Annotated in this window: 12 protein-coding genes; 9 read left to right on the forward strand and 3 right to left on the reverse strand. The window is 66.3% G+C overall.

All coding sequences use genetic code 11. The features are described from left to right. Window positions 1-58: 58 nt before the first annotated feature. Entirely contained in the window at window positions 59-469 is a 411-nt protein-coding gene (locus NDO75_RS10340) for a cupredoxin domain-containing protein (RefSeq protein ID WP_310906121.1), read from the reverse strand. 190 nt (window positions 470-659) lie between these two features. On the opposite strand from NDO75_RS10340, the gene argS reads away from it, so the two are divergent. Then, entirely contained in the window at window positions 660-2,438 is a 1,779-nt protein-coding gene (gene argS, locus NDO75_RS10345; RefSeq protein WP_310906122.1) for an arginine--tRNA ligase, read from the forward strand. Between the two features lie 114 nt (window positions 2,439-2,552). Here the strand turns inward: argS and NDO75_RS10350 are convergent, their stop codons facing one another. Continuing rightward, window positions 2,553-3,074: a hypothetical protein gene (locus NDO75_RS10350; RefSeq protein ID WP_310906123.1), complete on the reverse strand. Its 522-nt coding sequence runs from the start codon at window positions 3,072-3,074 to the stop codon at window positions 2,553-2,555. 316 nt (window positions 3,075-3,390) lie between these two features. Then, window positions 3,391-4,278, reverse strand: coding sequence for a cell division ATPase MinD (gene minD / locus NDO75_RS10355; protein ID WP_310906124.1), 888 nt, complete (start codon window positions 4,276-4,278; stop codon window positions 3,391-3,393). 216 nt (window positions 4,279-4,494) lie between these two features. On the opposite strand from minD, the gene prf1 reads away from it, so the two are divergent. The 8 genes from prf1 to NDO75_RS10395 all read left to right on the forward strand — a co-directional run bounded on the left by prf1 (window position 4,495) and on the right by NDO75_RS10395 (window position 15,358). Beyond that, window positions 4,495-5,754: a peptide chain release factor aRF-1 gene (prf1, locus tag NDO75_RS10360; RefSeq protein WP_310906125.1), complete on the forward strand. Its 1,260-nt coding sequence runs from the start codon at window positions 4,495-4,497 to the stop codon at window positions 5,752-5,754. A 509-nt stretch (window positions 5,755-6,263) separates the two neighbouring features. Continuing rightward, window positions 6,264-6,755 (forward strand): cupin domain-containing protein, encoded by a 492-nt coding sequence (locus tag NDO75_RS10365; RefSeq protein ID WP_310906127.1) that lies wholly within the window; start codon window positions 6,264-6,266, stop codon window positions 6,753-6,755. Window positions 6,756-7,091: 336 nt separating this feature from the next. Then, the gene (locus tag NDO75_RS10370; protein WP_310906129.1) at window positions 7,092-8,021 is read left to right on the forward strand and encodes an NAD-dependent epimerase/dehydratase family protein; all 930 of its coding nucleotides are present in this window, start codon (window positions 7,092-7,094) and stop codon (window positions 8,019-8,021) included. Window positions 8,022-8,134: 113 nt separating this feature from the next. Next, entirely contained in the window at window positions 8,135-9,295 is a 1,161-nt protein-coding gene (locus NDO75_RS10375) for a lysylphosphatidylglycerol synthase transmembrane domain-containing protein (protein WP_310906131.1), read from the forward strand. A gap of 7 nt (window positions 9,296-9,302) precedes the next feature. Next, complete coding sequence (locus NDO75_RS10380; RefSeq protein ID WP_310906133.1) at window positions 9,303-10,484, forward strand: alpha-1 4-glucan-protein synthase; 1,182 nt, start codon at window positions 9,303-9,305, stop codon at window positions 10,482-10,484. Between the two features lie 39 nt (window positions 10,485-10,523). Then, window positions 10,524-11,687, forward strand: a complete 1,164-nt coding sequence (locus tag NDO75_RS10385) for an extracellular solute-binding protein (RefSeq protein ID WP_310906135.1) — start codon at window positions 10,524-10,526, stop codon at window positions 11,685-11,687. Continuing rightward, window positions 11,684-13,297 (forward strand): iron ABC transporter permease, encoded by a 1,614-nt coding sequence (locus tag NDO75_RS10390; protein ID WP_310906136.1) that lies wholly within the window; start codon window positions 11,684-11,686, stop codon window positions 13,295-13,297. The genes NDO75_RS10385 and NDO75_RS10390 overlap by 4 nt, the downstream gene beginning before the upstream one ends. Window positions 13,298-13,339: 42 nt before the next feature. Next, window positions 13,340-15,358 (forward strand): glycosyltransferase family 39 protein, encoded by a 2,019-nt coding sequence (locus NDO75_RS10395; protein WP_310906137.1) that lies wholly within the window; start codon window positions 13,340-13,342, stop codon window positions 15,356-15,358. Window positions 15,359-15,377 lie beyond the last annotated feature (19 nt).

A 15,377-nucleotide genomic window follows, 5' to 3' on the forward strand; every position in this document is an offset into this window, starting at 1 on the left:
TCGGTTCTGACCGGGGGCGCTCGAGACGGACGGACAGCCAGAGCGGAAGCGACGCCCGTCAGTAGTAGCCACCGTCGTCGGAGTCGCTTCCGAGCGGGCGTTCGATGGTGGCGTCGCCGATCCCCACCTTCATGCTCATTCCCGAAAGATCGGTATCGCCGTGGACGCGGCAGTACACGTCGTACACCCCGCTCTCTTGGAACGTGTGGGTCGTCTCCTCTCCGCCGTCGACTTCGGCGTCTTCGGTCCAGTTGTCCGAGGCCGACGTGACCGTATGGCGGGTTTCGTCCTCGTTCGTCCAGGTGATCGTCGCTCCCGCGTCGGCGCGGATGTTCCGCGGATCGAACTGCCTATCCACCATGACGACGTCTGTGGTCTCCTCGGCGGTCGGACTGTCGCCGCCCGTACATCCCGTCGCTACCAGCGCCGATGCGCTCCCCGCGGTCGCGAGGAATATTCGACGCTTCATAGCTCCAAATCGGGGCTCGATCGCAATAGCTGTTCGGAGCTATCCCGCTGCCCGACTGTTATCGTCTCTGACCGGACCGATCACGCTTCCGGCGACCGACGCTGTCGAAACGAGTCGCGCGGCTCGTTCCGAACCCCGTCTCGAGACGGAACCCGACATTCCTTTACTCGAGCCCTGAATACGGGCGGGTATGTTCCTCTCCCTACGCGCGGAGGTCGAGGACGCCCTCGAAGGGGCGCTCTCGGCGCAGGACTTTCCGACGGACGACCTCGGGATCGAAGAACCGCCGGACGACGTGGACAGCGTGCTGGCCTCGAGCGTCGCCTTTCGACTCGCGAGCGAGGCGGGCGCGCCGCCGCCGCAGGTCGCCGGACAGGTCGCCGACGAGATCGACGCCGACGATCTGACCTACGTCTCCGAGGTGCAGACCCAGGGGCCGTACCTCAATTTCCTGCCGAGCGACGCCTACTTCGCGGCGACGCTCGAGGACGCGACCGACGAGTCCTACGGTGCCCTGCCGGACCGCGACACCAGCGTCGTCGTCGAGCACACGAGCGCGAACCCGACGGGGCCGGTCCACGTCGGCCGCGCCCGGAACCCAATCATCGGGGACGCCGTCGCGAACGTTCTCGATTTCTCGGGGTACGACGTCGATCGCCACTACTACGTCAACGACGCCGGCAGACAGATGGCCGTCTTCACCTGGGCCTACGAGACCTTCGACGAGGCGGATTTGGAGGAGGAACCGGAGCGAGACCGCATCGAGTACGACCTCGTCCGCTACTACCGCAAGGGGAACGCCTTCCTCGAGAACGCTCCCGAAGACGAGGTCGAGGCGGCCGAGGCTGAGATCGAGTCGATCATGCAGGGCCTCGAGAACGGCGACGACGAGGCCTACGAGCGGGTCAGCGAGGTCGTCGATCAGGTGCTCGGCGGGATGACGGAGTGTCTCGCGCGCCTGCCCGCCGAGTTCGACGAGTTCGTCAAGGAGACGCGGTTCATGCGCAACGGCGACACCGACGACCTCGTCTCGCGGCTACAGGACCTGGACGAGGCCGTCTACGAGGAAGACGCCTGGCAACTCGAGCTCGACGATCACGGGATCGACAAGAACCTCGTCTTTCTGCGCTCGGACGGCACCTCGCTGTACGCCACCCGTGATCTGGCCCACCACGAGTGGAAGTTCGACGAGTACGACCGCGCGGTAACGGTGCTCGGCGAGGACCACAAGCTGCAGGCGAAGCAGGTTCAAACGACCCTCGAACTGCTCGGAAACGACACGGCGGGGCTCGAGCAGGTGCTCTACTCGTACGTTAACCTCCCCGAGGGGAAGATGAGTACGCGCCGGGGGACCGGCGTCGACCTCGACGACCTGCTCGACGAGGCGATCGACCGCGCCCGCGAGGAGGTCGAAGACCGGCTGGACGACCGCATCCGCGACGACGATCTCGACGACGAGGACATCGAGCGCATCGCCCATCAGGTCGGCATCGGCGCGGTCCGCTACGACATCGTCTCCAAACAGCCGACGAAGGCGATCACCTTCGAGTGGGACCGCGCGCTGGACTTCGAGGCCCAGTCGGCGCCCTACGTCCAGTACGTCCACGCGCGCTGTTGTGGTATTCTCGAGGAGGCGGGGATCGACCCCGAAACCGGCATGGAAGACGTCGAGACGGCAGTCGACGCCGACCTGCTCGAGACCGACGCGGAACGGAATCTCCTCGAGACCATCGCGCGGTTCCCGGCGGTCGTCGACGAGGCCGCGGACGACCTCGAGCCCCATCAGGTCGCGACTTACACCCGCGAGTTCGCCGACCGGTTCAACGCCTTCTACCGGGAGTGTCCGGTGCTGGCCGACGACGTCGACCCCGATGTCCGCGAGGCGCGGCTAGCGCTCGTCGCGGCCTCGAAACACGCGGTCGCGAACGCGCTCTCGATTCTGGGCGTGGCCGCGCCGCGCTCGATGTGAGCGGTCGATCGGCTGCTACCCGCACGATCGGCTGCTACCCGCACGATCGGCTGTACTCACCGCTCGTCACGTCCGCCCCGCTAAAAGAACGACTTGAGCCGTCGAACACCGACGCTACTGGGTTTCGTCCGTCGTCTCGAGGACGCGCTCGACGAAGGCGTCCTGACTCATCTCGTCGTTCATGTACTTGATCGCCCACTTCACGTCGACGTAGAACGACATCACCTTCGCGCCGTCTTTCTCGAGGATCCACGTGACGCTGTCGACCGCGGCCGCGAACGCTTCGGGATCGGTGATCGCCGCGCTCATATCGTCGCCCAGCGAGTCCAGTTCCGCGAACAGCGTTTCGGGGTCGCTCGTCGTCGTCGTGGCGACGACGTCGACCGTTTTGCCGTCCTTGTTGACGTCCTCGATGGTCAGCTTCCCGCTGTCGATTTTCAGCTTATCGCGATCGAGCCCGGGGATCTCCGCCTTGTCGTCGGACCCGTCGTTTTCGCCGTTATCGTCACCGTTGAGCGAATCGTCGGAATCGTCGTCGTTCGAATTCGAGTCGTCGCCGGTCTCGTCGCTCGAGCAACCCGCGAGGACGGTTGCGATCGCTGCGCCACTGCCGAGGAGGATCTTTCGTCGCTCCATGGACGAGCCATCGAGAAACGCCATGATTAGTAATCAGTTCGTTACCGTTTCTCTCGGAAACGACGGTGAATTCGGACTGTAAGCAGTCACAACCGACGGTCAGAAATGGCCGGCAAACCCTCCGAGACCGACCGATCGTCGGCGCGTACCGATCTGTACTGCGAACACGACGGTCACGGTCGGATGAACCTTATCGACGGCCGGTAATCACTGCATTCGAACGGTCAGCAAGCGATGAACGATGGTGGGACGGGAGAATGTACCCCTTACCGGCGGCGTAACGGATCAGATCTGCTGCCGTCGACTGGTCGGCCGATCAGCCGTCGGTTTCGGCTTCCGTAATCGCGTTCGAGACGTCGTCGTGTGCCGCCTCGAGTCCGTCGGCGTTCTCGCCGGTCTCGTCGGTTGCCGCGTCGGACGACTGGTTTCGCGTGGCGGTGCGGGCTTCGATCCCACCGCTCGTGCCGCCGTCGCCGGCAGGCGGCGACCCGACCTCGACGCCGGTCAGGTCGGTCGCCAGCCGACGGTACGCGAGGGCGGCCGGCCCTCTGGGTTCGAAAACGACCAGCGGCGTCCCGGCGTAGACGCTCTCCCGGGCCGTGGGATCTTCCGGAATCGTACCGAGCAGGGGTACCTCGAGGCGGTCTGCGATCTCCTCGGGTGAGACATCGCCGTCGGGACGCGTTCGGGTGAGGACGATGCCGGCGACCTCGCCGCCGGCGCGGTCGGTCAACTCGATCGTCTTCCGCGTGTCGTGGACGGCCGCGGGTTCGGGCGTCGAGACGAGGACGACGGCGTCGGCCAGCCCCAGCGGGAGGACGGTCTCGTGGCTGATGCCCGCGCCGACGTCGAGAAAGACGTAGTCGAACTGCGAGCGGAGCTCCGAGACGACCTCGCGGAGCCCTTCGGGGGAGGTTTCGGCGTAATCGTCGAGACTGGTCCCGCTCGGGACCGCCACGATGTTGTCCGCCAGTCGGTAGGTGGCGTCGTCGATCGATGCGTCGCCGGTTAATACGTCGTATAGTGTGGTCGAGTCGGGATTGAGGCTGACGAACCCGGCGAGGTTCGCCATGCCGAGGTCGGTGTCGACGATGGCGACGCGCTCCCCGGCCTCCGCGAGGGCGGTGCCGAGGTTTACCGTCGTCGTCGTCTTTCCGACGCCGCCCTTCCCGCTCGCGATGGCGTAGACCGTCTCGTGAGACATACTCGGATACTGTCCGGACTCTAGAACGGCATCACCTTAAATCGTGACCTCGCTTCCCGGCTCGTGGTTTCTGTCCGACACGTCGGGGTACCGGACGCCGCTCGAGGGGGCGGCGCAGGTCCGCGCCCGCTCTCGGTGCGGACCGCATCGGCAATCGATGCCACGTCGCCGGGTGTGTCAAAGGATTCTTACCCACAGCCCCGCTTTTTACGGCTAATGAGCCAGGAGGGCGAGCAGGAGCAATCCGACCGGAAAAAGTACGAGTTCCGGAAGGTTATCGAGGATCTCAAGGATTACGACGGCTCCGGGACGCAACTCGTGACGATCTACGTCCCCGACGACCGTCAGATCAGTGACGTCGTCCAGCACGTCACCCAGGAACACAGCGAAGCGGCCAACATCAAGTCCAAGCAGACCCGGACGGCCGTCCAGGACGCGCTGACGAGCATCAAAGACCGGCTGCGCTACTACGACACCTTTCCGCCGGAGAACGGCATCGTCCTCTTCTCCGGTGCCGTCGACTCCGGCGGCGGCCGCACCGACATGGTCACCAAAGTCCTCGAGAGTCCGCCACAGCCGATCGAGTCCTTCCGCTATCACTGCGACTCCGACTTCCTGACCGAGCCGCTAGAGGAGATGCTCGCCGACAAGGGTCTCTACGGCCTGATCGTCCTAGACCGGCGCGAGGCCAACGTCGGCTGGCTGAAGGGCAAACGCATCGAACCGGTCAAGTCAGCCTCCTCGCTCGTCCCCGGCAAGCAGCGCAAAGGTGGCCAGTCCGCCCAGCGATTCGCCCGCCTTCGGCTCGAGGCCATCGACAACTTCTATCAGGAGGTCGCGGGGATGGCCAACGACCTGTTCGTCCCGAAGCGCCACGAACTCGACGGTATCCTCGTCGGCGGTCCCTCGCCGACCAAAGACGAGTTCTTGGACGGCGACTACCTCCACCACGAGATTCAGGACAACGTCATCGGGAAGTTCGACGTGGCCTACACCGACGAGTCCGGCCTGAAGGATCTGGTCGACAACGCCGAAGACGCGCTGGCCGACGCCGAGGTGATGAAGGACAAGAAGGTGATGGAGGAGTTCTTCAAGGAACTCAACGCGGGCGACAAGGCCACGTACGGCTTCGAGCAGACCCGCCGCAATCTCATGATGGGCGCGGTCGACCGTCTGCTGATCAGCGAGGACCTCCGGAAGGACGTCATCACCTACGATTGCCCCGAGTGTGGCACCACCGAGCGGGAAGTCATCGACCGGCGCAAGTCGACGCCGACTCACACCTGCACCGAGTGCGACACCGAGGTCGAGGCGACCGAGGAGGACCGCGAGGACGCCATCGACCACCTCATCGAGATCGCCGAACAGCGCGGTACCGAGACGAAGTTCATCTCGACGGACTTCGAGAAGGGCGAACAGCTCCTCAACGCCTTCGGTGGCTTCGCCGGGATTCTGCGGTACTCGACCGGCGTTTAAACCGATACCTCTCTGATGACACCGGGTCGTTTTCGTGCTACTGCCGGAGGGCGGGACGGCCAGCGATCGTAACTGTTCGGTGAGGTATAGCCCCGAACAACTATTGCTAGTGCAGTCCCGTCTAGGCCGTATGAATCGTCCAACGTTCCTCACGACGGCGGAGGCTTCGACGGCGGTGTGGCTACTATTGACGGGGAGCGCTCCTTCTCGAGCGGTGGATGCGACCACGGACGTACCACGCCTGTCCCCCGAATGATGTGGAGAGAGCGAGGGACGAGCCCTAGAACCATACCTTTCGAAGTGGGTCTACTGTGACCCTCCTCATACATTTGTGCCAAGTGAAGAATGATAGCTATATGCCAATTGGTAACGTAGAACATGACACTCTCTACCGATGCGGCGGTTAGATCGGCCATCGGGGAGAGTGTGAGGGGAGCAAAATGACCAGCGGGATCAAGCCAATCGATAACGTATTTCGCCGAACGGTATTGAAAGCTGGCGCGGTCACGATGGGCCTGCTCAGCATGGGTGAAGCGACTGGCAGCGGTGCGGAGGACGAGGCGGCCGCGGAAGAGAGCGATGTCGACGAACCCGAGGGCTTCAGCGCCGAGGTACTCGCGCCGCATGCGACCTTCCCCGACGAGGTAGCCGCGTCGTTTGGTATCGATTTCGAGAGAGACGGTGAAGAGACTGTTAGTCTATCCGACGCGTCGAACGTCGTCGTCGCCAAGTTCACCGTAGAGCCGGGAGGAACGTCCGGCTGGCACGCCCATCCCGGACCGGTCATCGTTAACGTCGCCGAAGGCGAAGCGGAGATCACGTTTTCGGACGACTGCGTCACCCACACCTACACGGCGGGCGAAGCCTTCATCGATTCCGGAAACCACGCCGAAAAGGCAACCAACCCGAGCGAGACCGAACGTGCAGTGCTCTTAGCGACGTTCATCGGCGTACCCGATGGGGAACCACCGACGGAGTGGGTCGAGCCACCGGACTGCTAGGTCCGAGCTCCTGTGGTCTGCTTCCCCGCGGGACGTCCCGCGGGGATTTTGCGGCGCAGGTCGTTCGAGACTTTTCCGCCGTCGACTCCCCTCCCTTCTACGACGAATCCATGACGTCGACGGCACGGGATCCGAGCCCATCGGAACGCACGTCGGGTCTAACTCTCACTCGGTACTCACACGGTCCGCTATGCGAAAGAGCGCAGCGCCGACTGCAGGGAACGAAGTTAAAACGGGCAGACGGGCCTGTTCGGATATCCTAACGCGCGTCCGACGATTCGGAGAGGGTCGGCCGAAACCCAACAGGATTAACACGCCGTCGGTGAACCATCGGGCATGACCCTCTCGAACTCACGCGTTCTCGTGACGGGCGGAGCGGGCTTCATCGGTTCTCATCTCACCGAGCGCCTGCTCGCCGACGGCGCAGATGTCCTCGCTGTCGACGATCTTTCGAACGGTGACCGCGACCGCGTCCCCGACGACGCCGACTTCCTCGAGGCCGATCTCACCGACTCCGACGCCCTCGAGGGGCACCTCGACGACATCGATCTCGTCTTCCACCTCGCGGCGTCGAAACACGTCGATACGGACCGGCCCCACGGCCAGTTCGACGACAACACGCGGATGACCCGTACCATCCTCGAGGCGATGGCAGACGCGGACGTCACCGAGATCGCCTACACGTCGACTTCGACGGTCTACGGCGAGGCCCCGCGACCGACGCCGGAGGACTACGCGCCGCTCGAGCCGATCAGCGCCTACGGGGCGAGTAAACTCGCGGACGAGGGGCTGCTCTCGGCGCGGGCACACAGCCACGATCTGACCGTCTGGAACTTCCGCTTCGCGAACGTGGTCGGCCCGCGGCTGCGCGGCGCGGTGATCCCCGACTTCATCGAGAAGCTCCGGGACGATCCCGAGACGCTGACGATTCTGGGCGACGGCCGTCAGGAGAAGTCCTACCTCCACGTCGAGGACTGTCTCGACGCCATGTTTCACGTCGTCGAGCACGCCGACGACTCGATGAACACGTACAATCTCGGGACGCGCACGACGACCTCGGTCGACCGGATCGCGACGATCGTCGCCGAGGAACTCGGCGTCGATCCCGAGCGCGAGTACACCGGCGGCGAGCGCGGCTGGACCGGCGACGTGCCGAAGATGCGCCTCTCGATCGAGAAGCTCTCGGCGCTGGGCTGGGAGCCCCGACTCTCGAGCGACGAGGCGGTTCGACGTGCGACGCGCGAGATTATAGACGAGCTTCGCTGACCGGGACGACGGCGGCGGTTCGATTCGACTGAAAGACGCTCGAGAGCGACCGTCGGACCCGTTCGACCGTGTTTTAGGTGGGCTTAAATATCTGGCCCCGAGAGAACAGCAATGTGAACGACGAGGGCGAGCGATCGGATTCACGGGACGGCAACGATGGCGGCTCGTCGAGCCGCGGGATCGCTGCCGTCCTGACCCGGCGCCGGCTGACGGTCGCCGGGACGGCCCTCGTGCTACTCGGACTGATCATCGCGCTCCGGGAGATCGACGTTCGGACTGTCGTCGCCGAGGTCTCGAGCGCCGATCCCTGGTTGCTGGGGGCCGCGATCGCCGTCTACACCGTCTCGTGGCCCCTCCGGGGCCGTCGGTACCGCGACGTGCTGGCTGCGATGGACCAGCGCAGTGACACCGCCGTTGCAACGGCGGCCGTCTTCGTCAGTCAGACGGCGAACCTCGCGATTCCGGCGCGTGCCGGTGACGCGGTTCGCGCACACGTGATGCGGACTCGCCGAGACGTTCCCTACGCGGCAGGCTTCGCGTCGCTGGCCGTCGAACGGGTGTTCGATCTGGCGACCATCGCCGTCCTCGCGGGGCTCGCGATCGCGTGGCTCGCGCTAGGGGGCACGGCCGGCGCGCTCGAGACCGCGTTCTCGGGCGACGGTGCGCGAACCGCCGCGCTGGCCGCGGCGGCCGTGAGCGCGACGACCGCGGGCGTCGGTCTCGCGGTCGTTACCTCGGCTCGAGCGGACCACGGACTCGGCGCGCGACTCCGGACGCTGGTCGCGGGACGACCGCGGCTCGCGGGGGCGCTCGAGACCGCGCTTCGCTTCGCGACTGACGTACAGACGGTCGCTCGCCAGCCGCGGGCGCTCGGACGGATCGGTGCCGGAAGCCTCCTCGTCTGGTCGCTCGACGTGCTGACGGCGATTCTCGTCCTCGCGGCGCTCGGAAGCGGTCTCGCGTTCGCGACCCTGTTGACGGTCGGAACGCTGGCGGTCAGTGTCGGGAATCTCGCGAAGGTGTTGCCCCTCTCGCAGGGCGGGGTCGGACTCTACGAGGCCGCCTTTACCGCTCTGGTCGTCGGGCTCACGCCCGTCGGCGCGAGCACGGCGCTGGCGGCCGCTATCGTCGATCACGCGCTCAAAAACGGCGTGACGCTGGCCGGCGGTGCCGGCTCCGTCGCCGCGCTCGGTATCTCACTTTCGGACGGGCCCGAATCGACGCCGGACGCGACGCGGGAAACCGGCAGTCTTTTAGGCCAACCTAAAAAATAGCGAGGCAATGAGTCAGGACATCTGCGTGATCGTGCCGACGATCAGGGAGTACGAGTGCATGCGCTCGTACTTCGGAAACGCGCGCGAGCACGGTTTCGACCTCTCGCGGCTCCACGTCGTACTGGTCACCGAGGACTTCTGTGAGACCGAGGAAATGGAAGCGATGCTCGAAGACGAGGGCGTATCGGGGGAAGTCTTCGACGGCAGTCGCCGTGAAGAGTGGTACGACGCCCACGACGTGGCGGAGTACGGCCACGTCGTCCCGGCGGCGAGCCACGCCGAGACGAGCTTCGGGCTGCTCTACATGTGGGCCCACGACGAGTTCGACTACGGCTTCTTCATCGACGACGACACCCTGCCACATCCCGACGAGGACTTCTTCGGTACGCACATGGACAATCTCGCGTTCGAGGGCGAGATCGAATCGGTCTCCTCCGACGAGCAATGGGTCAACGTCCTCTACCAGAACGCCGACGAGCACGGGCTCTACCCCCGTGGATATCCGTATTCGGCGATGAACGAGACCGTCGAGACCGGCACGACCGAGATCGACGGCGGCGAGGTCGTCGCCTCGCAGGGGCTGTGGACGAACGTTCCCGACCTCGACGCCGTTCGCATCCTGATGGACGGCGACCTCGAGGGGCAGGCCCAGACCCGCACGACCGAGGACGACTTCGGCGACGACTTCGTCGCCGAGCGCGGCAACTACCTCACCGTCTGCTCGATGAACCTCGCCTTCCGGCGCGAGGTGATCCCCGCGTTCTACCAGCTCCCGATGGACGACAACGAGTGGGACGTCGGCCGGTTCGACGACATCTGGTCGGGCGTCTTCCTCAAGCGGGCCTGCGACGTGCTCGGCAAGCGCATCTACAACGGCGCGCCGCTGTGTGAGCACAACAAGGCCCCGCGCAGCACCTTCGACGATCTCAACAACGAGGTGCCCGGCCTCGAGCTCAACGAACACCTCTGGCGCATAATCGACGATGCGGGCTCGGACGCCGACTCCTACGCGGCGGTCTTCGAGGCGATGGCCGACGAACTCGCCGACGGCGACTGGTCGGACTACAACAACGGCGCGTTCTTCAACTACGTCGGCGAGCACATGCGCGACTGGCTCGAGTGCCTGACGGAACTCCGTCCCCAGGCCGGCCTCGAGGTCGAACGCGGTCGCGTCGTCGCCGACGACTGAATCGTCAACTATAAGGATTTAGGTTGGCCTAAACCGACTATGAACGACGACGGCGGACGACGTGCGATTTCGCGCAGGACTGCGTTGGGGGCCGGGACGGCGTTGGGCGTTACCTCGCTCGCGGGCTGTCTCGGGTTCTTCGGCAACGACGAGCAGAACGCCGAGATCCCGTCACTCTCGGAGTTCCGGGGTTCCGGTTCGCTGGTCGAGGGGCGGTCCGCGCCCGGCGGGACTTCCATCGAGGAACTGCCGAACCTGTCGGGCGATCTCGCGCTCTACATCGGCGGCGGCGAAGGGGGCATTTACTACCAGTTCGTCGAGATGCTGGAGCAGATCTATCCCGACTTCGAGGTCCACCCGAGCGACAACAGTTCGGCGTCGCTGGCCCAGACCATCGTCGAGGAGGTCGACGCGGGTGCGGCCCAGGCGGACGTGTTCTGGTCGATCGACGCCAGTTCGCTCGGGTTCGTCGCGGACAACGACGCCTACGAACCGCTGTCGGACGCGGCGGTCGAGCCCGTCGCCAACAGTCAGTACGTCGGCGGCGACAAGGCGTGGGCCGGCGTCGCCGGCCGTGCACGCGCCGTCCCGTACAACACCAACGAACTGAGCGCGTCGGATATCCCGAACACAGTCCAGGAGTTCCCGAACACTGATGCGCTGCAGGGAACGATGGGCTGGGCGCCGACCTACGGCGCGTTCAAATCGTTCGTGACGGCCATGCGGCTGCTCGAGGGCGAGGAGACGACTCGAGACTGGCTGGTCTCCATGCGGGAAGCCGGCACCGAGCGGTACGGCAACGAATACGCCGTCTCGCAGGCGGTCGCCGACGGTGCCCTGACGGCCGGCTTCGCCAACCACTACTACGCGATGCGGGTCAAGAACGGGCGGCCGGACGCGCCGATCGATCTGGCCTTTACGAACGGCGACGCCGGAGCCCTGATCAACGTCGCCGGCGCGCTGAAAGTCAAGGGAACCCAGCGCGGTGAGCTGGTCGACGACTTCGTCCGCCACCTGCTCTCCGCGGAGGCCCAGGAGTTCTTCGCGACGCAGAGTTTCGCCTACCCGATGATCGAGGGCGTCGCCCCGGTCGGCGGCCTGCCGACGATCGACGAACTGAGCCCGCCGGAGATCGACCTCTCGAAGCTCTCGAACATCGAGCCGACCCTCGAGCTGATGGACGAGGCTGGCGTCTCGGGATGAGCCTTCGAGAGCAGGTTGCTCGCACGATCGCGCGAGGGGCGGACGGAGACGACTCCGCCGCCGATGTGGGACTCACCCTGCTCGCCGCGGCCATCGCGGCCGCACTCGTTCTTCCGCTAGTCTGGCTGGTCGTCGACGCCGCCGGGCTCGGCGCGCGGGCGCTCGAACTCTCCGTCGCCTCTCAGACCCTCGAGGTGCTGGTTCGGAGCGTCGCCCTCGTCGCGGTCGTCACCGGCGCGAGCGTCCTGCTCGGCGTCCCGCTCGCGCTATTGACGGTTCAGGGTGGGATTCCGTTTCCCCGGTTCTGGACCGTTCTGGCCGCGTTGCCGCTCGCGGTCCCGAGCTACCTCGGGGCCTTCGCGTTCGTCTCGGCGTTCGGACCGCGCGGCGAACTCGCCGACCTCCTCGCGCCGCTGGGCGTCGAGTCGATCCCGTCCGTCTACGGGTTCGCCGGGGCTGCGTTCGTGCTGACGCTGTACACGTATCCGTACGTCTTTCTGACGACTCGAGCGTCGCTGCTCTCGCTCGACGGTTCGCTGGTGGAGGCGGCGCGGACGCTCAACGCCGGTCGCTGGGAGGCGTTTCGCCGGATTACGCTCCCACAGATCCTCCCCGGAATCACCGCTGGGGCGCTGCTCGTGGCGCTGTACGCGCTGGCGGACTTCGGAACGCCGAACATCATGCGCGTCGAGGTGTTCACGCAGTTCATCTACGCCCGGTACAACGCGTTCGCCCGCGATTACGCCGCGTTGCTGTCGCTGCAGTTGCTGACCGTGACGGCGATTATCCTCGCGATCGAGTCCCGAATCGGCGTCGACGAGTCGGGGGCCTACGAGAGCGGCGGCCATCGCGGCAGCGCCGACCTCGGACTCGGGCGCTGGCGGTATGCGGCTCTGTTACTCCCGACCGTCGTCTCCCTGCTAGCGATCGCACTCCCGATCGGCATTTTCGCGATGTGGCTGACCGCGGGCGGCCCCGGCTACGAGGCCGGCCAGTTGGCGTTCGAGTGGGAGTACGGGTTCAACTCGGCGTACGTCGCGTTACTGGCGGCCGGGGCGTCCGTCCTCGTGGCGCTGCCGATCGCGATCGCGTCGGCGACCTCGAGTTCGCGGCTGGCGGCGCTGGCCGATCGCGCGCCGTACGTCGGGTACGCGACGCCGGGGATCGTCCTCGCGATCGCGTTGCTCAGCTTCACCCTCGACGTGCTGCCGGCGGTCTACAAGACGATCCCGCTGCTGGTGTTCGCCTACGTCGTCCGGTTCATGCCCCAGGCGATCGGTTCGATCCGGACCTCGACGCTGCAGGTGGATCGGGAACTCGTCGAAGCCTCTCGCACGCTCGGCCGGTCTCGGCTGGCTACCTTCCGAAAAGTGACCCTGCCGCTGATCCTGCCGGGCGTGGCGGCCGGCGCCGCGCTCGTCTTCCTCACGACCATGAAGGAGCTACCCGCGACGCTGATGCTTCGCCCGCTCGGATTCGAGACGCTGGTGACCTACATCTGGAGCGTCGAGGAAGCCGGGATGTACGGACAGGCGGCGGTACCGGCGCTCGTACTGATCGGGATTTCCGGGCTGTCGATGGCCGTGATACTCGTACAGGAGGGACGGTGAGCCGACCGTGACTGGCAGCGGTTCCACAACGCTGATCGACCGATGAAACGCCGAACGTGGCGGGCGGCGGTCGCCGTCGTGGCCCTCACTGGTGCCGTCGTCGTCTGGCTACTCGCGACGCGGGCCTTTCCGTTCCTCTCGCTCAACCACGACGAGGGCGTCTACCTCCAGCAGGCGGCGATGCTGCTCGACGGGCAACTGTTCGTTCGGCCGCCCGTCGAGGACGCCTTCCGCCCGTGGTTCTTCGTCGAGGACGGCGACCGGCTCTACCCGAAGTACGCCCCCGTCCCCGCGGCGATCTTCGCCCTCGGCGAACTCGCCGGCGGGTATCGACTCGCGCTGCCGGGCATCGCCGCCGCGATACTCGCGCTCGTGGCGCTGGTCGTCCGCGAGACCTTCGACCGACGGACCGGCCTCGTCGCCGCCGTAATCGTGCTCTGTTCGCCGCTGTTCCTCATCGAGTCGGCCGTCTTCCTCCCCTACGCGCCGACGACGATGCTCAACCTGGCCTTCGCCTACGGCTATCTACGCGCCGACCGGACGGACGATCGACGCTGGGCCGCGGTAGCCGGCGCGGCGATCGGTCTGGCGTTCTTCTCCCGGCCCTACACCGCGGTGCTGTTCGCCGCGCCGTTCATCGTTCACGCGTGCTGGACGCTCTACCGGGACCCGCGGCGGACGCTTCCCAGACAGACCGCGACGGCGACGTTCGGGCTCGCCGGCGTCGCGCTCGCGCTGGCCTACAACGCCACCGTGACCGGCTCGGCGCTGGTGTTTCCCTACGAAGCGTTCGCCCCGCTGGACGGGCTCGGCTTCGGCCACCGGCGGCTCCTCGCCCACGACGTCGAGTACACCGTCGGGCTGGCGCTGCGATCGAACGCGCTGGTGCTGTCCACGTTCATCACGGACTGGATCGCGGGCGGACTCGTCGGCGCGGCGGTGGCTGCGGTCGGATTCGCCGTCGCCGTCCGGCGCGGACTCTCGCCCCGGCAGGGCATCCTCGCCGGACAGTTCGCCACCATCGCCGTCGGTAACGTCTACTTCTGGGGGAACTACAACCTCCTCGGCGACCTCGAGCGCGCCGGCGACGGCCTGATCGCCACCCACGGCCCCTACTACCACTTCGATCTCCTGGTGCCGTTCGCGGTCTTCGCCGCAGTCGGGGCGCTCGCGCTGGCCGACGCCGCTCGGCGGACCGCCGACCGGAAGCTCTCGCCTGGGGCCGCACGCGCGACGCTCGTCGCGGCGCTGCTCGTGAGCGCGCTCGCGGTGGGCGGCGTGACGGCGACGAATTTCGACGAGAAACTCGACCGGAACATGGCGGCGACCGACACCTACGAGCGGGTCTACGAGCCGCTCGAGGACCGCCCCGCCGAGCCGGCAGTCGTCTTCCTCCCGACGCCGTACGGCGACTGGCTCGCGCATCCGTTTCAGGCGTTTCGTAACGGCCCCGACTTCGACGATCGGACGGTGTACGCGCTCGACGAGCGCCCGTTCGCCGTCGTCGACGCGTATCCCGACCGCGCTCTCTACCGGTTCGCGTACCGGGGCGCGTGGGCGCCCCACGCCGGTTCGCCGCAGGCGTCTCGACTCCAGCGGGTCGAGCACGTCGCCGGTTCCGCGGTCGAACTGAACGCCACCGTCGGCGTTCCGGCGGCGGCCGACGGCGTCGCCGCGACCGTCACGACCGACGAGGCCAGCGCGACGTACGTCGCGCGAAACGCCTCGAGCGAGACGCCCGTTCGGTTGACCGTCACCGACGGCGTCGCGCGATTACACGGCGCGAACTGGGCCGCCAACGAATCGCTCCCCGTCGACGACCGGGACGAGGTAGTCGTGACGGTGTTCGTCGACCGCGGACCCGGCGGGAGCTTCAGCTATCGGCTCGAGCTCCCCACCCGAACCGAGGACGGGACCGTCCGTGCACTGACACCTCGCGTCGAACGCTGCAGCGGGATCCGCGACTGTGGTGGCGCAGCGGCGTACGTCCCCGACCGCGCACCCAGCGGCGTCTCCATCCGGACCGAGCTCGCTACGGTAAACGGGACGGAGCGGTCCTGAGAACTGATACTGACGCTGA

The sequence above is a fragment of the Natrinema sp. 1APR25-10V2 genome (genome assembly GCF_031626495.1).
Taxonomy (GTDB): domain Archaea; phylum Halobacteriota; class Halobacteria; order Halobacteriales; family Natrialbaceae; genus Natrinema.